We start from the raw sequence: 20,698 nt of genomic DNA on the forward strand, positions 1-20,698 counted from the left end.
TTGAGGCGCCATTTTAGGCGCCTTAATTGATCGCGTCCTTTACAGAACCGAACGAGATACACTTTTCCCTAGTAACAATTTTTCTATACCATTAAATGAAGAAACCAACCGAGTTCTCGCTTCTGAATCTAATTCATAGCGATTATTGCCTAATTTTTTTATTTGATTATCTAAAATAAATACTCCTTTTAAAATATGGGTTGCTCCCAGAGCTGTAAGAACAGGTTTAAGAGCATAATCAATCATTAATAAGTGACCAAAAGTTCCTCCAATAGCAATCGGTAAAATGGTTTTACCTTCAAGACCATTTTGCGGAAGAAGATCCAAGTAAGTTTTTAAAACTCCTGAAAAGGATGCTTTGAAAACCGGAGTCAGAATCACGACCAGATTTGAGTGCTCAACTTTCTTATTTTGCTTTATTATTTCTTCACTATCAAACTTCGCTTTAATTAAATCTTCTGATGGAAGTTCGCGGACATGAATGATTTCTGGAGATATTGCAACCCCATTTAAATGATTTATAACACCATGTAAAACCCCATTTAATCGCGTATACTCTGAAGGACTGCCAGATATAATGGTCACTTTACTCATTATTCGTACTTCCTTTCTCGATGGATTTTTATTATCAAAATCATTCGTTTATTGATTTAACTTTTTGTTTGATTTATGACCAGTTAATTTGATCGATCCAATATCACTGTGGGGATGACTAAGGGATTTAAATTTTCTATATTCATTTTCTAGGTCCGTTAGTGAGAGCTCAAAAAGGTGTTTATCTTCTTTCTTATAAACATTATAAGCAATCAGTTTTTTAATTAATTTTTTGCGCTTATTTTCAACGGCATTTCGAAGAATTTCTCCCATCCGAATCACTCCTATTTATAGTTTTAATAAATACAACGTTTTCGTGTGGATAATAATCATTGACACGTTAACGTATAATGTCAGCTTAATAATTTTCTTGAACTTTCATAAGTCTAACCGAAAACATTTTACTAGAATTTCCTGATTTTTAAATTCCTTACTTTTATCTCGCTTAAAGCCAAACCTTTCGTAAAGTCGAATAGCATGCTGCATTCGATCACTGGAATGTAAATACAAGCTTGTCGCTCCAAGCTCCTTTGCGTAGGCAACACTTGCTTTTAATAACGCTTGTGCTACACCACGCCCTCTTGCTTCAGGATGAACACCTAACAATCGAATAATGGGAGAAAAAATTTCGAGTTCTGGCCTTGCATATGCCTTTTCGGAGGATTGAAAAAGCTGCAAGCTGCCAAGTATATCCTGATTGCTTTTTGCCACTAATATCTTATCGACATCTGGATTATCAATGGAGGCTTGAATATTTTCTAAATACGTTTTCCAGATTTCAGGATCTTTATAGGAATGTTCATACTGTTGATAACTCTTTACCAATAAGTTTCTTACCTGCTCCTTCTCATCTTCTCTGATTTCATCAATGATGATTTGGGTTGTCACCATAACATTCACCTTCTTCCCTTTGATTGAAATGTTAATTCACCTGTTCTTTTAGCGGGGTAAAAAATGATTCACCAGAAATTCGTTGTAAGAAACGGCGGGTACGTTCCTCTTTTGCTGCATGAAAAATTTCCAAAGGTGTGCCTTCCTCGACGATTACTCCTTCATCCATGAACAACACCCGATTCGATACTTCTCTTGCAAAACTCATTTCATGTGTGACAACCACCATCGTTATTCCTTCTTGTGCAATCGACTTAATAACGGAAAGAACATCTCCAACTAACTCAGGATCAAGAGCGGATGTAGGCTCATCGAAAAGAATCACCTCTGGATTTAACGCTAAGGCTCTAGCAATCCCAACTCTTTGTTGCTGGCCGCCTGAAAGCTGAGAAGGAAAGTGATGCAGTTTATCACTTAACCCTACTTTCTCTAGTACTCTTTCACTTTGTTGTCTTGCGTCTTTTTTCTTTACCTTCTTTGCCACAATTAACCCTTCCATCACATTTTCCACCACTGTTTTATGGGCAAATAAATTATAATGCTGGAAAACCATGGCCGATTGTTTTCTAATCGCGAGCATTTCTTTTTTTGTCGCTTTTTCTGAATCAACGATTATTTTTCCTATTTGAACGATTCCTGAGTTTGGTTTTTCTAAGAAATTGAGGCATCTTAACAACGTCGTTTTGCCCGATCCACTTGGACCAAGGATGGTAACGACCTCCCCTTTTTCAATTTTCAAGTTAATTCCTTTTAACACTGGCAACTGATTAAATGATTTTTTGATACCTTGTAAATAAATCATGACACGCCTCCTCGATTATAAGCAGTCACCTTTTTTTCAAGTAAAAAAGATATCCCTTCTACTAGAATCGTAATGCCCCAATAGATAATACCAGCGGCAATAAAGGCTTCTAGAAATTTCAAGTTAACCGAAGCAACAATATTAGCAGCCCCCGTCACTTCTTTCTGTGATACAAGAAAAGCTATTGATGACGTGTGTAAAAAGCCAACAAAAATATTCGTAAAGTTCGGAATAGACTGAGCTAAAGCCTGTGGTAATATAATGCGGATCATCGCCTGAAACTTTGTCATCCCAACCGAATAAGCAGCCTCCATCTGTCCATTTGAAACACTGAGAATACCAGATCGGATAATTTCAGATAAATACGACCCCGCCGCCAATGTTAAGGCTATTAATACAAACAAAATAATTGGGATTTTATTGGTTTGTATACCTAAATCAAACTTGAGTGAAATCTGATCGAGTAATAATGGGAAGCCAAAATAAATGACCATAATATGCATGATAATGGGTGTTCCTCTGAAAAAGGACACATAGCCATTTGCGATCCGATAGATATATTTCACTTTATATATTCGAATGAGAGCAACACCGATGCCGATTAAAAATCCGGCCAGCAATGGAACTAAGGTTAGGATGAGTGTAATAGGAAGCGCCTTAATAATTTCTTTAAATGCTGCCCAAATAAATGGAATATCAATTGTCATGTATGTGTCCCTCTTTCTAAGCAACAGCCGTTGCTTCAGTCTTCTGATAACGATTAAAATATTTTTCTAGTGTGCTAAATATAATTTCAAACAATACGACAGTAATATAGTAAATAATAGAGAGAGCGAGATAAACTTCAAGGGCATGTGCGGTTGCAGCAATAAGGGTATCTCCTCTCCCCATCATGTCCATCACTCCAATGGTAAAAGCAAGAGAAGTATCCTTTAATGAACCGATCACCGAATTTGCCATATTCGGAAATGCAATCCTTACAGCCTGTGGAAGAACGATTCGAAAAAAGTTCTGGCTGCTTGTCATCCCGACAGAATAGGCTGCTTCGGTTTGACCGTAGTCAACAGCTCGAATCGCCGCTCGAAAAATCTCAGAAAATCCTGCACCATTACTAATGGCGTAGGTAATAATCACAAAATAAATGGCGTCCATCCTCGTAATATCAATATTAAACGTCAGCATGAGAACTGCTGGCAGACCATAGAAAACCAAGAATAATTGTATTAATATCGGAGTTCCCCGAATAAATGAAACATATATAATAACTAGTTGATTCAATAATGGTATTTTAAACATCCTCGGTATCGCTGCTGCAATACCGAGTACAAGACCAAGAATAATAGATGTGACTAATATCTGCAGAGTTACTCCTAGGTAATGAATAAGTGTCGGAATAAACTCAAAGATTAACATAATATCAAATGCTTTCCCCATTTTTGTTCAAACCTCCAAACGATTCTCCCACGTATTAAAAATTAACCGTATAGTCAGCTCCTAACCATTTTTTACTTAGCTCACTTACTACTCCTTCTTTTTTCAATTCAACCAGTGCTTCGTCAATTCTTTTTTGTAAAGGTGTTTCATCTTTTCTAAGAAGGAAATATACCTTTGAATTCAGCAGTGGCTCACCCACTACTTTTTGCTGCGCATCTACGGCATCGTTGCTAAAATCGACAGAAAATGGTGTCGTGATCGTTGCGTCTGCTCTGCCTGTTTTTATTTGATTAATCGTAGAATCGGATCCATTCCCAGCATAAACGATTTCAATTCCTGCATTATTCTCTTTGTTATATTTTTCCAGAAAAACTACTGAATTACTGGTAGCACTAACAATAGCCTTTTTCCCTTTTAAATCTTTAATTGAATGAATATCATTGTTATCTTTATGAACCGTTACATGAAGCGGAAAAATATTATATGGTTCCTCATTAAACAGAAATTTCTCTTGGCGTTCCTGATTCACTTCCATTTGGTGGGCAATAAAATCGATCTTATTTGTTTCTAAGCTTAATAAGAGATTAGAAAATTCCATCGTTTTGAATTCAAATTCGTACTCAGGCAGCTTTTCATCAATTTTTCGAACTAATTCAACATCATATCCTGTTAATTTTCCATCCTCATCTATGAAGCAAACATTAGGGAACTGGGTCCCTGTACCGACTATTATTTTTTGGACTTTCTTGTCTTCATTTGAAGCATTCGAACTGCTATTTAAAGTTTCTTGAGTACCGCATGCACTAATCAACAGAGCTGCCAGGATCGTAATAACTACTATCATTTTTTTCTTCATCTTAATAACCACCTTCGTTTACTTTGTCTAATACTTTTTCGAGATGTTCAATTCCTACTTTCGTTACCGCTTCATATACCTCACCTTGACCAATTTCAACGACAGGAACATGTCGGACACCGTACTTTACTTCCAAAATATCTCGGCGCTCATCTTGATGTGTAACATCAATCGTTTCGTATTTAACCCCTTTATTTTTCAAAAATTGTTTAACCTCAGCACAATAATGACAACCTTCTTTTGACCAAACCACAACGGATAATTCTTTTCCCATCTTCTTTAAATCCTCCCCATCATTGTTTTTTTATCTAAAAAAGCTCTCCATTCAAGATTGATAGAATCTTAAATAGAGAGCCTCTAGTTGACTAGTCGGCAGAAATACTCATCGCTTTTACTAATTTTTTGTTTTGTCAATGTGTTGTCACCCTTTTTGCATAGCGGTTTTCTGGAAAAGGAATGCCTAGGTTACCCCGCAATATTTCAGCTTCGTATTCCGTTCTAAATAGTCCTCGTTTTTGAAGAATTGGCACAACATAATCCACAAAATCATTCAATCCATTTGGAACAGCTGAACCAATAATAAACCCATCTGCACCATTACCTTCAAACCATTCCTGAATGAGATCAGCTACCTTTTCAGGAGTTCCAATAAAAGCTGGCTTTGGTGTGGTCTCTCTTAATGCCACTTGACGAAGTGTTAAATTTTCTTCCTTTACTTGTTGTTTAATTCGATCAGTATGACTTTGAAAGCTATTTTTGCCTAAATCCCCCAGTTCAGGGAACGGTCCATCTAGAGGATATTGAGAGAAATCATGGTGCTCAAAATATCGACCTAGATAATCTAGAGCTTTTTCGATTGAGACTAGATTTGCGATTTCTTGATATTTTCTTTCAGCTTCTTCCTCCGTTGCACCAATAATTGGTGCGATCCCTGGAAGGATGACAATTTCATCAGAATTCCTGCCCAAAGCTTTTGCCCTATTTTTAACATCCTGATAAAAAGCTTTTGCTTCTCCTAAATTGGCATGTCCGGTAAAGATGGCATCTGCCTCTTTTGCTGCTAAGTCTTTTCCTGCTTCAGAGGAACCTGCCTGAAAGATAACCGGCCGACCTTGCTTGGATCTGCCAATGTTCAATGGTCCTTGAACTTTGAAAAATTCTCCTTGATGATTCAATGGATGCAATTTTTCTGGATCAAAGAATACCCCTGTTTCCTTATTGCGAACAAATGCTTCATCTTCCCAGGAATCCCATAATCCTTTAACTACCTCAAGATACTCAGCAGCAATTCGGTATCTTTTTGCATGATCAGGATGTTCGTCAATTGTTTTACTAAAGTTTAAAGCCGATTTCTCTAATGGGGAGGTCACAACATTCCAGCCAGCCCGGCCTTGACTGATATGGTCAAGCGATGCAAATTGTCTTGCAACGTTAAAGGGTTCACTATATGAAGTAGACAGTGTTCCCACAAGTCCTATTTTTGAAGTAAGCGCTGCAAGTGCCGACAAAATCGTTAGTGGTTCGAAACGATTTAAAAAGTGTGGAATCGATTTCTCATTAATATACAAGCCATCGGCAATAAAAACTAAGTCGAATTTTCCTTCTTCGGCCTTTTGTGCCTGATTGGTATAGAACTCCAAACTCACGCTTGCATCCGCTTGAATATCAGGATGTCTCCAACCAGCAATATTTCCTCCCACCCCATGAATAATAGCACCAAATTTTAATTTTTTTTGAATAGACATTGAATATCCTCCTTTTAAATTCATTGGATAAGACCAACTAAACACACAGAATAACTAGGAATTATGTTATAAAAAAAACCTTTCATTTAATAAATTTTCTCTCACTACTTTAAAAATATTTGACTCGCAATATACGAATAATCTTGTCTATTGACTATTCCCCTATTTCCATTAGGATTACAAGGGCTCAACAGTTCAAATGATTGAAATCTTTCTGCTTCTTTTTCAATTGGTGTATGTAAAATAAATTCATCCACCTGATACGTCCGATGAAGTTTTTCTAAAATTTCGTTTACATAGTTCGGGGTTCCAGCAACAATGTCTGCTTTTTGTTCTGTAATTTCAAAGGGTTCGCCACTTTGCTTACCAAACACTTCCGCCTGCTCAATAGATTGTAATGTCACCGAGCGTCCGCTCTGAAGATGAACTTTTACTATTTTTCTGTCTCCTGCCAGTTGTTCAGCTTCGGATTGAGTTGGAGCAGCAATAACAGCCAATGAGATGATGAATCTTCCATTTGGAAAACCTTCGCGATACACCTTAGCCGCCTGTTCCAATACCTTATCATCACTATTAATAAATTTTGCAAATACAAATGATATCCCTTCATCTGCTGCAAGCTGAGCGCTATTAACACTTGCACCAAGTAAAAAAATTTCAGGTTTTTTTTGAGGAATCGGTGTTGCTTGAATTCCAGTAAGAGGGTGTTCCTCATCAACGGAATTTTCAATTAATTCATGTAAAAAAGATAGCCGCTCAGAAAAGTCCTTTCCATCATTAACGGTGCCATACTGGAGCGCCTTTGTTGATAATGGAAGACCACCTGGTGCTTTTCCAATCCCAAGATCTACTCTTCCTGGAGCTAGAGTGGATAAGACATGAAAGTTTTCAGCCACCTTATATGGGCTATAATGCTGAAGCATTACTCCCCCTGAACCTACTTGAATCTTATTCGTTCGAGCTAAAATATACGAAATTAATACCTCAGGAGAGGAACCTGCCAATTGATCTGTATGGTGATGCTCGGATACCCAAAAACGTGAGTACCCCCATTCTTCTGCTTTTTGAGCCAATCGAACGGTATTCTGTAAGGCATTAAAAGCAGTGCTCCCTGGAAAAATGGGACTTTGATCTAAAATACTTAGCTTATAGCTCATGTTATTTCTCCTCCACATTTTTATTCCGACCTAATTGATAAGAAAAGTATGTTTTGTATTAATTCTCATCCTATCACCGAAAACTACAATGTGGCAATACTTTACTTGATAGGAAAAAATTTGATGCTAATTAAAAAAATCTATCAATTGATCTCCAGACTATTTCATTTTCTTGGTTTCTTTAAGGGAATTACATTGCTTTGCCCATAATCAATCATAAATTCATTTAGCCTTTTTGAAAGACCGCCATGACCAAATCGGATAAATTTAGATTGTTCCTCTAACATCTCGTCTTTGACAAAATCCAAAAACGCCAAAATCTGAATTCTACGATAATGAACATTGACAATTCCATATTCGTATAACCATTGATCAATTGTATTATAAACACCTCTGTTAACCCGATACTGTCGATTGCACCAAGTAAAAAACTGTATATCTGGCAGATTTAGATATTTACTTGTTTCGAAGGAGTTTTCCTTTTTTGTTTCTACAAATAGCCTCACATCATTACTATTTTGTGTTGTCATTCTTATCATCCTCTCTTTTTATATCCAATAATTCACACTTGAATAGTGGGAATTAAAACTGTGCATTTCCCTCTTACACCAAGAAATCAATGCTTGTTAATTTATTGTGTTTAATCCTATCACCGAGAAGATTGTCATGGCAATACGATAGCTGATAGAAAAATGTAATCTTTACATTAAAAAATTAAATAAAAGACAGGTCCTTTTCCTTCTCAAATTCTTTAACAGACCGAAGAATATCATTCCAGAACTCGGGGTACATAAAACCATTATTCAAGTGTGTCGCAAAAATATGCTGGTTAATTTGAAGAATATGAGAAACATCTACTTCAATCAGGCTGCCTCTCTGAAGCTCATCTTTAATGCATAGGTATGGTAAAAACCCTATGCCATGTCCACTTAGAATAATAGATTTTGCTACTTCAAGATGGTCGACTAAAAATTCTATGCGAGGATTAACATTGGCCATTTCAAATAATTTATGAATCCGATTCCAGTCAAAAGCGCCGCATTCAAAAAATACCATGGGTTCACTAGCTAGCTGCTTAACAGTTAAATTCTCTTGAAATTGAAAGTCATGGCCAGGATAAACGACCAAACGGACAGAATTATTTAGAAGCTCATGCTTTTGTATTCCACGATGGGTAACATCCTTCATAAAGGCGATATCGACCTGCTTCTGAAGAAGTTTATCGAGCAATACATCGTTTGTCGCCGAATAAAATTTAAAACGTAATTGAGGATTTGCTTTCTTCAAGAAAGGAAGGGCAAAAGGAATAAAGTATTGAGAAGTAATAATATTAGCCCCAATGATAATTTCTTCAGGATTATCTTCCTTCTTCAATCGTTTCTTCCCTTGATCATAGGTACGAATAATTTGCTCTGCATATGGGATAAAAGCTTTTCCTTCCTCAGATAATGTCAAACTTCTTCCCTTACGCAAAAACAAATCAATGCCAAGATCACGTTCTAACGTTTTAATTCTCGCTGTAACGGTTGGCTGTGATAAATACAGTGCTTCAGCAGCTTTATGAATACCCTCCAGGTGGACTACATACATAAATGCTTCAAGATGATCAATATTCAATTCCCTCGACCCCTTTCCAGTTTTAATCAATAAAAAAGGCTCCTTTATGCGGAATGCGTAAAGGAGCCTTTGGATGTCCAATCGGCAAATTAACATTATTGATGAATTTTCTAAATTTTACTCCAATTAATCCAATAAGTAAAGTAAGAAAGGAACCACTTTTTAAATAAATTCCCATAAAATCCGTTTTAGATTAATTATATTTTTTGTCAAAGTCAAACTCTACATCCTCAAGTTTAACCATTTTCGTTTTCTTAATCAGTTTATAGCCAAAATATAAACTAAGGAAAAACGGAATGCCTAAGTATGCCGCTACTACACCGCCCCAATCTATCTGGTCGGCAAGAAAAGCTTGGAAATTTTGAGCTAATATAACGATAATTCCACAAGCGATGGCGAAGATTGGCCCAATTGGAAACCATTTTGCCTTATAGGGTAACATGTCTAGCGAATGCCCTTGAGCGATAAGGGCTTTTCGGAATCGATAATGACTGATGGAAATACCGAGCCAGAAGATAAATCCAGTTATACTGATCGCGTTCATTAACCAAATATAGACCATACCATCACCGAAAAATGAAGCCAAAAAGGCAAGCGCACCTATAGCACAGGTTAGAATAATACCTGCAACGGGAACTCCACGGTTGTTAAGTTGTCCAAAAATCTTCGGCGCTTGTCCCGTCTTCGCCATCGAATACAACATGCGTGTTGAAGCATATAGACTAGAATTACCAGCTGATAATAAAGCAGTTAAAATAACAGCATTCATGAGTGAAGCAGCAAAGGCAATCCCAGCCTTTTCAAAAATAAGGGTAAATGGACTTACCATCACATTATCATTTTGTAAATTCGGATTATTATAAGGAATAAGAAGCCCGATGACAGCAATCGCCAAAATATAAAAAATTAGGATTCTCCAGAAAACATTTTTAATCGCTTTTGGTACATTTTTTGCAGGATCCTTACTTTCACCTGCCGTAACCCCCACGATTTCGGTACCTTGGAAAGAAAAACCTGCTGCAATAAAAACAATAAAAACACTTAAAATACCGCCTGAAAAAGGAGCTTTATCCACTGTAAAGTTTTTAAACCCTACTGCTTCTCCTCCCATAATGCCGAAAATCATTAGCAAGCCAACAATAATAAATAGTACGATCGCTGATACCTTAATTAAGGATAGCCAATATTCCCCTTCCCCATAACCCTTAACAGATAAATAGTTTAATAGAAAAATAAGCGCCAAAAATGATGCACTCCATACCCAAGAAGGACTATCCGGAAACCAAAATTTCATGATCATGGTTGAGGCGGCTAATTCAGCAGCAATGGTCATCGCCCAGCTAAACCAGTAGGTCCATCCAATCGCAAAACCAAATGCTGGATCCACAAATTTCGTTCCATACGTGCTAAAGGAACCGCTTACGGGCATAAAAGCAGCCATTTCTCCTAAACTAGTCATGATAAAAAAGACCATTGCGCCCACTATTGCATATGCTAGCAATGCTCCCCCGGGGCCGGCTGTGCTGATGGCTGCGCCGCTGCTAAGGAACAGTCCAGTACCAATCGCTCCTCCGATTGAAATCATTGTTAAATGCCTGGATTTTAACTCGCGTTTTAATGTCTGTTCACTTTGTTGACCTACAGTTTGCTGGAATTTTTCAATTTCGCGCTCTGGTAACATTTACTTCAGCCCTTTCATTTTTTAATAGAAAACGGTTACAAACAGATGAATGCTTTTTCTTTTTAAAAAGTAATATCCCCCTCGTGGAAAATCTATTAAAGGAACAAAAAAGTGTCTACAAGTCATGGTAAATAGACTTGTAGACACTTCTTATAACGTGTCACAAGTTCCACCTTCCTTCTCATAAACGCTTACGAGGTTAGCTGTCGGATTCGGGCCTCCTGAGTAGCCCTACCTTAAAAAGGATTCACCCCTTGGATTGATTAAATCCATATGGTTCCCCCGTGCCTAAACGGTTTCAGCGATTTAGAAATTTGAAACTATTTTCATTATTATAATAGTTACTATCTTAAGAAAAGTAAAATGTTTTTTTGCAAAAATATAAAAATAACCTAAACTCCCCAAAAACACTGTAAATACTTCTAAAAATCAGAAAATTTTGTATAATATTTTATTTAACTACATCAAAATCATTATAGTAGATCACTTCACTGAGAAATTTACACCCTTTTATACTCTGGTAAGTAGCTCTTGCTTCCTCTTGATTATCGAACTCAAACATTTGAATACTCTTTTCCGAATATACGGTAATAACCCACATCAACATCCCTCACTTTAATTTTTTAAATGTTTAAACTGAACCTTCTGATTATTTCTGATAAATCAATTCAGTTTCTTATTTACCGATATTCACTATTGGCAACATAAAATAGTTTTATATCTTGTTCTTCTTTAATGCAATTATTGTGCCAACCAGATTTCCATAGAATATATACATTTACCTATTTCTATAAGTGGAATTACTGCAAAGTTTTTTTGCTCTATGCCAAATTATTTTGCATAATAATATAAAAACATCTTTCTTTTTGCCAATTTCGGGAAATATACAGGAAATCAGGGACAAATGGAGAATTATTGATTTTATATAAATCGTTAGGAGTCTTATAAAGATGGATAAAATCGCTATTATTTCAGACATTCACGGAAATATCCCTGCACTAGAATCGGTGCTTGAGGATATCGATGCTAGACACATTAAAAGAATTATTTGTTTAGGTGATTTAGTCGGTAAAGGACCACAATCAAGCATAGCAATACAAATGATCCAAAAGCATTGTGAAATGGTGGTTCGAGGCAATTGGGATGATTTCTTTCCTAAACCCCAAGAGTCTAACACAATCAAATGGCATCAAAACCAATTAACGGAAATACAAATGAATGATTTAGAAGAACTGCCGTTTTCAATAGAATTTATCATGAGCGGAAAACTAGTTAGAATGTTCCATGCTTCACCTCGGAGTGTGTATGAAAGAATCCAGCCCTGGGACTCTGTTGAACGTCGTTTAAGTATGTTCGAAAACACCGAACACACAGAAAATATAGCAGGTAAAAGAGAGCCTGATGTTGTTTGTTATGGAGATATTCATAATGCCTACCAGCAAAATATTAAAGGTAAGACATTGTGTAACGTGGGCAGTGTAGGAAATCCGCTTGATCTCACTCAAGCCTCCTATGCCATTCTTGAAGGAGAATATAACCAAAGAGAAAATGGAGTATTTTCAATACAGCTTGTTCGAGTTCCATACGATATCGAATCATCCATACAAATAGCGAAAGAGATGGAAATGCCTGAGCTTGAGGAATATATTCAAGAATTAACAACAGCAAAATATCGGGGATTAAAAAAGTGAGCAGAAAACAAGTACCTCTATCATGAGAGGTACTTGTTTTCTGTTTAACCTATTTCGTCGCTGGGGCAACAGAAACTTCCGGTGATGTTACCTTGTCATAAAAATCGACAAATTTATCACGATCGGCGCTGTCACGGTAAGCCATGGCGACACGTGGATGTTCATTTAGTACACCAGAAATCATATAAGGAATGATGTAACCCCACTCCCATTTTTGGCGCATTTCCAGCATGTGCTTTTCAATCATTTCTAATACAGGCTTCAGTTCATAGCTTGGCTTTTGGATGTAGCTTACAAGAAGTTCTGTGTTACAGTTACCTGCAGCACGGCCCATGCCATAAACAGATGAATCCAGGTATGTAACCCCGTTTTGCATTGCCGCTAATGTATTGGCGAATGCTAACTGCATGTTATTATGTGTATGAATTCCAAGATGTTTGTTAGGGATCAGCTCTTGGAATTTCTTTACTTGGTGCTCAATATCCGTTGGATCCAAGCTTCCGAAAGAATCAACGATATATACAACATCTACAGGACTTTCCCTCACCATATCAAAAGCTTTCGTAAGCTGCTTTTCAGGTACGCTCGATAAAGCCATAATATTAAGTGAAGTCTCATAACCCAAATCATGAAACATTTGTACAAGCTCTAACCCTTTATCTACTTCTCGGATATAGCATGCAACTCGAATCATATCTAAAACACTTTGTTCACGTGGTAAAATATCATTCGGATCTACACGGCCAATATCGACTAGAGCAGAAAACTTCGTGAATTTTTTCTCAGGGAAGATTTCTTTCAAGAAGTTATCGTCGAGAAATCTCCATGGATTTGGCTCAGTGGCATTCAGCAGTTTTGGGGAGTTCTTGTAACCAATCTCCATGTATTCAACACCAGCTGCACTTAAGCTATTGTACAAGTCTTGAACAAATTCAACACTGAAATCCCAATTATTAACTAAGCCTCCATCTCGAATGGTGCAGTCTAAAATTTTGCTACGATGTCCCATGAAAGTAATTCCTCCTGTATATCCTTTTTTGTCATAAATTGTAAGTCGTTTGCTTTAAAGTACTAAAATTCTTACTGTGTTTATATCATGTTTCATTCGGGCGAGTCAATGCTATTTTCCAAAAATTCATTTATTTTACAATAAAAAGCCATTCCCTCCTACACGAATGTTGGAGAAAAATGGCTTGTTAATTCCGTCACACTGCTTCAGGTAATGTATTGATTTCTTCCTGTTTACCATTCCCTTTTCGCAAACTAATCATCGCTATAAAAGAGATACAGTAGAGTAATGCTAGATAAGTCATTGCTACCGTTACATTTGCGTGCTGCAGGATATAACCTACTAATATCGGAGATAATCCCCCTAAAGCCCTGCCAAAGTTAAAGATTGTATTCGTTGCTGTACTCCGAATTTCGACTGAATAATACTTGCTAATTAATGCTCCATAACCTGCAAACATTCCATTCGAGAAGAACCCGACAATTGCACCGCCAATTAGAAGTCCTGTGCTTCCTGAAGCAAAGGAATATAGGAAGACTGCAACAGCGGAAGCCGCTAAGAAGATTCCATAGGAGCGTTTCATTCCAAAACGATCCATAAATTGTCCAAATGTTAACATACCTGCAATCATACCCGCTGCCGTACTGATGGTCCAAAGAGCCGAGCTTGAGACAGATAACCCTTGAGATTGTTGAAGCATAGATGGCAGCCAAATCATCAAACCATTATAACCTGCGATCTGAACGGTTGCCATTATGGCCAACGCAATCGTGGTTAATGCAATTCTAGGAGTAGCAAATAATTGCTTTAGTTTTCCTTGATTCTGAACAAGTTGCTTTTTCTTTTGTGATTCCAGCCATGCTGGTGATTCGTCTAGTTTTTTACGAACAATAAAGGCGAAAATAACTGGGGCCAAACCGACGAAGAACAATCCTCTCCATCCCCAAGAAGGAAGAATCAACGCACTAAGAAGTGCTGCAAGGATAACACCGTATTGAGCACCGACACTAACGTATGAAGACGCGCGCCCTTGTTTATTCTTTGGCCATGCCTCAGCGACTAGCGCCATACCAATACCGTATTCACCACCAGCTCCTAAGCCGGCAATAAACCTAAATAAATATACTTGTTCAATATTCTGTGCGAGCCCGGTTAACGCAGTTCCGACAGCAAATAATAGAATCGTATAGGTAAAAATTCTAACTCTCCCAAATTTATCTGCTAAAATACCGAAAATGACTCCCCCAGCAAGCATCCCTAAATTTGTAATAGAAGAAATAAGTCCACCAGCTGCCATATCAATTTGAAACTCCGCAATAATCATCGACATGGCAAAGGATATAAACATGATATCCATGCCCTCTAATGTTAAACCTGCTACTGATGCAACTACTGTTTTTTTACGATAATCCATTCTTGTTGTCTCCTTTCGAGCCTCACAGGACTCAGATTAAAAGATTTTTGAGAAAAAGAAAATGCCTTTCCATCCAAAGGACAAAAAGGCATTCATAGACATAATAAATATGTATGAATTTTACGTTCGCCTTTTTGGCCTCTCTGGACCAGATTTAAAGGGTTTTAATTTCAACTAATAGTAACATGATAATAATCAGGTGACAATATTTTTAATGATAAAACAATATTTTCCACAAAGCACCAGCCACTTTAATAGATTTGAAAAACTCCAGTGCATTTTTAATTTTGCACTGGAGCGACAAAAGCATTTATTTACTGTTTAATTTTATTCAGTTGGACCGTTATTTTGGTTTTTGGCAAAGTTGAATTGTATATCAGAAAAAGTAGCAGTATTCAGATTATCTATCTGGTTAGACACTTTGTTTCCATCAACTGCCATTCCAATGTAAACTTTCTTTTTCATTTCTATCTTTCTCTCTCCTATTAGCGTCCAGTTTATTCCATCGGTAGAACCTTCTGCTCTAAAAACATCACCTGTTCGTTTAAGTTTTAGATAATAACCCAAATGCTGGTCCTTATCTTTAAATGGAATATCATTTAGTAACGCTACTCCAGATTCAATTGCACTACTAGGATTATCCAGGTTTTCATCCAACTCGTCCATTTTTCCACCTTGTTCATAACGAGAGGCTAAATAGGCAGACCAGGGATTTCTATAGTAAGTTGTTCCGTTTTCCTTCCAAGAATAAGATTTGGTATAGGATAGGCCTAACGCAACCGTTTTTGCATCTTTTTCAAGAGTTTCTCTGATCATTAATCCAGCAAAAGCATGGTGATCGACAGGTGTCATCGTCTCTACCTTTGCTATCAACTCTCCGTCTCCTGCCAAATTACGATAAGTAAAGTGGAATTTATCGTCAGCTGCTATTAACTTACCAGAACCTTTTACAGTCATTACATCATTTGCAAGAGAAGCATGACCTGGAATATTTGGCGTTCCAATATCCGTTGATTTCCATTGTTTTAGATTGGTTCCGCTATTGACATGTATAACAGAGGCTGTCGCCTGAGTCTTGAGACCCGATTGATCAATTGCTTTTGCAGATATATAATGGGTACCATCTGGTAATTTGGTACTTAGCCTAAATGGCTCGCTTGTATCGGTTCCAATAAACTCATCTCCATTATAAAATTCTACTCTTTCAATCTCTGACTTACCGGTTACATTTGCTTCAAGTGTAACTGCTTCACTTGTTTTATAAATCTGATTATTTGTTGGGCTTTTCAGTGAAACTTCTGGGTTTTCTGGTTTGTATTCCATATCAATCAAGGAATTAACGTAATTTTCAATATTAGAATAACCGCTTTGATCTACGGATAATTCTCGGCTATCATTAGCATTATTCGGATCTAACCCATATTTGAGCTCCCAAGCGTCTGCTATCCCGTCTTGATCTTTATCAAAATCTGCTGGACGAGAAATTGTTTCAGTATATGGAAGGCCTCCTACTTCTTCATGACGATTAACAAATCTCCCTAGATTGTTCTTCACCTCGTTTACAATTCTTGCATCCAAGGCGTCCCTTTTTGGATACGTTGCTCCAGCTTTTGCTAAAACCTCTGTATATGCTTCTTCAGCAGTCGTTGTTCGAAGTGCTTCTTCAGCTGTTCCATCCATCATAAACTCTTCATTTACTATCTCTGTGGTTGGGGCTGCGCTTTCAGAAACATAAATGCCTTTTGAATTGTCGTTGGATATTTCTGCACTTCCTTCTAGTACATTTCCGTTAATGTAAAATTTCCCTGGCTTATCTTTCTCCCCAGCATCTATTACCCGTGATTCAACACTTGTGCGTGTGCCTAAACCTGGCTTCATATAGTTATTAATACAATTGGCATAGGCTCTGCCTCCGCCGTATGCAGTGTTAAATCCCCAGTTATAAATCACATTATTTCTTATATCAAATAAACCAATATGGTTGTTGTCATCTGCCTCGGCAGTACCACCACCTAAACGCGGATTTCGAGAAGTATGGTTAGCGACTAGATTGTGATGGTATGTGGTATTTACCCCACCCCATATTCCACCGTACCCATGACGACCTTTGGTATGGCCGCTCATTGCTAAACTCTCTGCTACAATTGACCACTGTACAGTCATGTTTTCCGCACGATATAACGACATCGTTTCATCTGTAGACCAGCTTGTTGATATATGATCAATCATGACATTTTTCATGCTTCTGCCCCAAATAGCGTCCATGGAATCACCGTTATGCACATTTTCAGCTCCTGGACGGAATCGAAGGTAGCGAATAATCACATTCTCCGAATCACTGATATTCGTTTCGTATCCAGTGATGGTGATTCCATCCCCCGGAGCCGTTTGTCCCGCAATCGTTACATTCTTTCGTTTTCTTAGGGATAGTGGTTCTTTTAAATTGATGTTTCCAGAAATGTTAAAGACGATGAAGCGATTGTCCTTACTTAAGGCATCACGCAACGATCCGTGAATTGCCTTTTCTCCAGGTCCATAGTCTTCTAGAGTATTAACGAGATAGACTTCACCAAATCTTCCACCGGAAGTATAACGTCCCCCACCTTCTGCCCCTGGAAATGCTAATACTTTATCGTAATAATCAACCGTAGCAGTAACCGCATTCGCTTTATTATCTGCAGGTGCTGCTGCTAAGCTTGAAATGGATATTGCCGCAGCTATTAAGGAAGCCTTCATTTTCTTTCCTTTAAATAATCCTTTATTCAAGATTTAATCATCTCCTCATGATCATATTTTGGGGGTCTTTAACCAAGATTAAAGACCCCTTATCATTTAGCACATACCGTTAATTAAAAATTACTTATTTTTAGCTTCTTCACTAACTGCTTTACCAGGAATCAGATGAACCGTTTCACTTGGTCCATTGCCACTCCAGCGATACCCATCAACTTTTACAAGACCGTTTGGAATAACATCTGAGAGTCTTTCTCGTTTGGAATATTTGATTCCACGTCCAACAGCTTCCACTTTAAACGTATACTTTTTGCCTTGTTTAAGACCCGTTACGGTGTAATTCGTTTCAGCAGTTGTCATTTCCGAATTGATTGGAGTAAATTCAACCCCTTCAGGCTTAATCGGCTGCCCATCAATATATACTCGGTAACCTATAACTTCTTGGTTAACAGCAACAGCTTTGTTCCAAGAAAGGGAAACGCTCGTTCCATCCTTTCCAATCGAAGCCGTTATCCCGCCATCAAAGGTTGGAGCCTCAATTGCATATGGAACAGCCGTTTCGATTTTCTTTGAACTATCATAAAGTTTTTTATTTCCTGCTAGGTCGACTGCTTCCACTTCAATCTCATATTTTGTACCTGGCTGAAGATTTGTAAGCGTGTATTTACTAGATTTAACAAATCCAAGTAACTTTCCGTTAGCATAAACGTTATATCCTGCAATCCCTACATCGTCACTCGCAGCGTTCCAAGCAACAGTGGCCCAAGTGAAGCCGGAATAAACGACTTCAGCTTCTTTTCCACTAAAGGTTTCATTAGCAGGTATTTTAATAGTGGGTTCTGAAATTTCAGTGTTTTTAGGAAGCACTGGCGGGATTACATCAACTGTACCAGGAGTTTTTATTGTAATTTCAGGACCATTAGAAGTACGATTCCCAGTTGCATCTGCTGCTTCAACCTTAAACGTGTATTCCTTAGCTGGAGATAATCCCTTAACCGTATAGCTTTTATTAGTCGTTGTTGTATAATTAGAACCTACTTTTTCTCCGTCTAAATATATTGTGTACCCTGAAACAGCAATATTATCGTTTGCTTCACCCCAAGTTAAGGTAACACTCTTTCCATCTGATGAAGCTTGAGCATTGACTGTTGCTGTTTCTGACCATACCGGTTTTTGGATAGCATTTTCAGGAGCCTGTGTTGTATTTTCAAAGACTAATCCTGTAGAGTTTTTGATTCTCCATGGATTTCCACCATTATCTTTGACGTTTGTAAAGGCTACATTAATAAATTTAAAATCCTTCGCGTAATCCATATTTACAGAATAGATATTATCAAATTTCACATTTCTGAAGGTAATATTTTCGTGGTAGACCTCCCCTACATCATCATTACCACTTACTAGGATCGACTGTTTCTTACTGCCGCCTTGGTTGCGTACTGTAGTATTGGCAATTTCCATATCTCTAAATTGTGATATTTTTTGTGCAGGTTCATAAAGAATAGAAGCATTCGCATCTGTATAAGCAGAAGTGAAAACAAAAGGACCATCTCCATCTATTCCCTCTAACGCATTATCTCTGAACAGGATGTTTCTTGCTCCGCCGCCCATAGGGGTATTGGTTTTACTACGTAAGCCAACATCCGTTTTATACATAATGTTATCTTCTACAATAAAATCTTGTATCCAACTGCCAGTATGACTTCCTGTTACTACTCCACCGTGACCTTCACGAATATAATTATTAAAAATCCATGCTTTTCCCGTTGGTTCTTTTTCAGCAGCCGCCTGGCCCATTCCAGAAGCAAAGTTAATGGCATCATCTCCAGTATCTACAAAGTTATTGAAGACCATAATGTTTTGAGAATCACCGAACTCATATCCATCCGCATTATTTCCATCGTAAGTTTTGGAAATGGTGCCATTTACAACAATGTTTTTACTATGGAGGTTCACAATCCCGTGATTAGCTGGATTAAGCTGGGTAATGCCTTCATAATACATACCGTCCACCCCGCGGACTGTAATTAGATTGGATCGTCCGGAATAAGCAGATTTTTCATCCATCCCCATCACTTGGGCAGCGTAAGACTGATTTGCAGCCAGTATTCCAAAAGTACTCTCCGCTTCAGGATTCAAAGGGCTCATTTTTCCATTTTCCACCTTTATATCCCCTGTAACTTTAGTGTTATTACCCGCAACTAAACGAGGCAGCTCATTGCCAAGTTCATCAATCGTTGGATGGCTTTTATCATATTTCCAGCCGTTTCCATCAATGATCCCATTACCTACAATTCTAATATTCTTTAAACTGCCGTAATCGTAGGTATGAACATTGATTAGAGAATAGGAACGCTCATCGGTCGAGTAATCGTACAGCCAGAAATTCATGCTATAATCTTCCGCATCTGGTGAACCAAGTAAATATCCATCTACTTGCAGTGTCATATCAGACTTAAGCCATATTTCTCCAGAGATAAATTTGCCTTCCGGTATAAGTACCTTCGCTCCTGGTTCAGCCGCATCAATGGCTGCTTGAATGGCTTTTGTATCTTTTGTTTCATCATCAGGTGTCGCACCAAAATCAACAATATTGAATATTTCCGGTACTGCTGTTGTTTTCCCAACAACTTTATTGGAAGGAGCTGATTCCATTCCTTCAGCATTTACCGAGGTAACATAAAATTCATAGGATTTATTTGGCTTAAGGTTTTCCACCATGAAATTATGAATAAGAATATCAACATGAAAATCTTCTTTATCAATATTTTCGTAGAAATTATCAATATATGCTTTTGCAGGGCCGTGGTTATCTTTTAAAGCACTACCAATTTTCTTTCCATTCATATAGACATTGAAATCCGTAATATCCTGATAATCATCAGGTTTTTCCCAAACAAGGGTTATACTGTCTTCGTCTACAGCAAGATTGGGTATCTGTAGGTTTACTGGAGCAGGCAGGTCCTTTTCAGAAGATTGTTTGTTTGCTAAAGCTGTTGCACCAAACTGACTGAGTAACAGTAAAAATACTAGTAAAATATAAATACTAACCTTAAAAATTTTCAACATTCCTA

General features: G+C 37.6%; 18 protein-coding genes and 1 riboswitch. Of the genes, 1 reads left to right on the forward strand and 17 read right to left on the reverse strand.

Annotated elements, in window-relative coordinates:
• Positions 1-39 precede the first annotated feature (39 nt).
• From ssuE to ACIQAA_RS25635, 13 genes are all read right to left on the reverse strand, one after another.
• Entirely contained in the window at positions 40-594 is a 555-nt protein-coding gene (ssuE, locus tag ACIQAA_RS25575; RefSeq protein WP_402625445.1) for an NADPH-dependent FMN reductase, read from the reverse strand.
• Positions 595-642: 48 nt separating this feature from the next.
• Complete coding sequence (locus ACIQAA_RS25580) at positions 643-867, reverse strand: Fur-regulated basic protein FbpA (RefSeq protein WP_335455755.1); 225 nt, start codon at positions 865-867, stop codon at positions 643-645.
• Between the two features lie 105 nt (positions 868-972).
• Entirely contained in the window at positions 973-1,485 is a 513-nt protein-coding gene (locus tag ACIQAA_RS25585; RefSeq protein WP_402625449.1) for a GNAT family N-acetyltransferase, read from the reverse strand.
• Between the two features lie 31 nt (positions 1,486-1,516).
• Positions 1,517-2,287, reverse strand: coding sequence for an amino acid ABC transporter ATP-binding protein (locus ACIQAA_RS25590; protein ID WP_402625451.1), 771 nt, complete (start codon positions 2,285-2,287; stop codon positions 1,517-1,519).
• A complete protein-coding gene (locus ACIQAA_RS25595) occupies positions 2,284-2,994 on the reverse strand; it encodes an amino acid ABC transporter permease (RefSeq protein ID WP_402625454.1) in 711 nt (236 codons plus the stop codon). Before ACIQAA_RS25595 ends, ACIQAA_RS25590 begins: the two co-directional genes overlap by 4 nt.
• A gap of 16 nt (positions 2,995-3,010) precedes the next feature.
• Positions 3,011-3,721 (reverse strand): amino acid ABC transporter permease, encoded by a 711-nt coding sequence (locus ACIQAA_RS25600; RefSeq protein ID WP_402625457.1) that lies wholly within the window; start codon positions 3,719-3,721, stop codon positions 3,011-3,013.
• 34 nt (positions 3,722-3,755) lie between these two features.
• Positions 3,756-4,577 (reverse strand): transporter substrate-binding domain-containing protein, encoded by an 822-nt coding sequence (locus ACIQAA_RS25605; protein ID WP_402625459.1) that lies wholly within the window; start codon positions 4,575-4,577, stop codon positions 3,756-3,758.
• A gap of 1 nt (position 4,578) precedes the next feature.
• On the reverse strand, positions 4,579-4,851 hold the full coding sequence (locus ACIQAA_RS25610; RefSeq protein WP_402625461.1) for a glutaredoxin family protein: 273 nt from the start codon (positions 4,849-4,851) through the stop codon (positions 4,579-4,581).
• Between the two features lie 136 nt (positions 4,852-4,987).
• Positions 4,988-6,322 (reverse strand): LLM class flavin-dependent oxidoreductase, encoded by a 1,335-nt coding sequence (locus tag ACIQAA_RS25615; RefSeq protein WP_402625463.1) that lies wholly within the window; start codon positions 6,320-6,322, stop codon positions 4,988-4,990.
• A 104-nt stretch (positions 6,323-6,426) separates the two neighbouring features.
• Entirely contained in the window at positions 6,427-7,479 is a 1,053-nt protein-coding gene (locus ACIQAA_RS25620; RefSeq protein WP_402625465.1) for an LLM class flavin-dependent oxidoreductase, read from the reverse strand.
• A 164-nt stretch (positions 7,480-7,643) separates the two neighbouring features.
• Positions 7,644-8,009 carry a hypothetical protein gene (locus ACIQAA_RS25625; RefSeq protein ID WP_402625468.1) on the reverse strand — a complete coding sequence of 122 codons (366 nt, stop codon included), beginning with the start codon at positions 8,007-8,009 and terminating at the stop codon, positions 7,644-7,646.
• Positions 8,010-8,193: 184 nt separating this feature from the next.
• Complete coding sequence (locus ACIQAA_RS25630; RefSeq protein ID WP_402625471.1) at positions 8,194-9,096, reverse strand: LysR family transcriptional regulator; 903 nt, start codon at positions 9,094-9,096, stop codon at positions 8,194-8,196.
• A 193-nt stretch (positions 9,097-9,289) separates the two neighbouring features.
• On the reverse strand, positions 9,290-10,777 hold the full coding sequence (locus ACIQAA_RS25635) for an amino acid permease (protein ID WP_402625474.1): 1,488 nt from the start codon (positions 10,775-10,777) through the stop codon (positions 9,290-9,292).
• Between the two features lie 173 nt (positions 10,778-10,950).
• Positions 10,951-11,091: riboswitch (cyclic di-AMP (ydaO/yuaA leader) on the reverse strand.
• A 636-nt stretch (positions 11,092-11,727) separates the two neighbouring features.
• On the opposite strand from ACIQAA_RS25635, the gene ACIQAA_RS25640 reads away from it, so the two are divergent.
• A complete protein-coding gene (locus tag ACIQAA_RS25640; RefSeq protein ID WP_402625476.1) occupies positions 11,728-12,468 on the forward strand; it encodes a metallophosphoesterase family protein in 741 nt (246 codons plus the stop codon).
• 49 nt (positions 12,469-12,517) lie between these two features.
• Here the strand turns inward: ACIQAA_RS25640 and ACIQAA_RS25645 are convergent, their stop codons facing one another.
• The 4 genes from ACIQAA_RS25645 to ACIQAA_RS25660 form a co-directional block, all read right to left on the reverse strand.
• Positions 12,518-13,477, reverse strand: a complete 960-nt coding sequence (locus ACIQAA_RS25645) for an aldolase catalytic domain-containing protein (protein ID WP_402625479.1) — start codon at positions 13,475-13,477, stop codon at positions 12,518-12,520.
• A 196-nt stretch (positions 13,478-13,673) separates the two neighbouring features.
• On the reverse strand, positions 13,674-14,891 hold the full coding sequence (locus tag ACIQAA_RS25650; RefSeq protein ID WP_402625482.1) for an MFS transporter: 1,218 nt from the start codon (positions 14,889-14,891) through the stop codon (positions 13,674-13,676).
• 327 nt (positions 14,892-15,218) lie between these two features.
• Positions 15,219-17,657, reverse strand: a complete 2,439-nt coding sequence (locus ACIQAA_RS25655; protein ID WP_402625484.1) for an Ig-like domain-containing protein — start codon at positions 17,655-17,657, stop codon at positions 15,219-15,221.
• Between the two features lie 90 nt (positions 17,658-17,747).
• Positions 17,748-20,693: a fibronectin type III domain-containing protein gene (locus tag ACIQAA_RS25660; protein WP_402625487.1), complete on the reverse strand. Its 2,946-nt coding sequence runs from the start codon at positions 20,691-20,693 to the stop codon at positions 17,748-17,750.
• Positions 20,694-20,698 lie beyond the last annotated feature (5 nt).

The organism is Neobacillus sp. NPDC093182, from assembly GCF_044754045.1.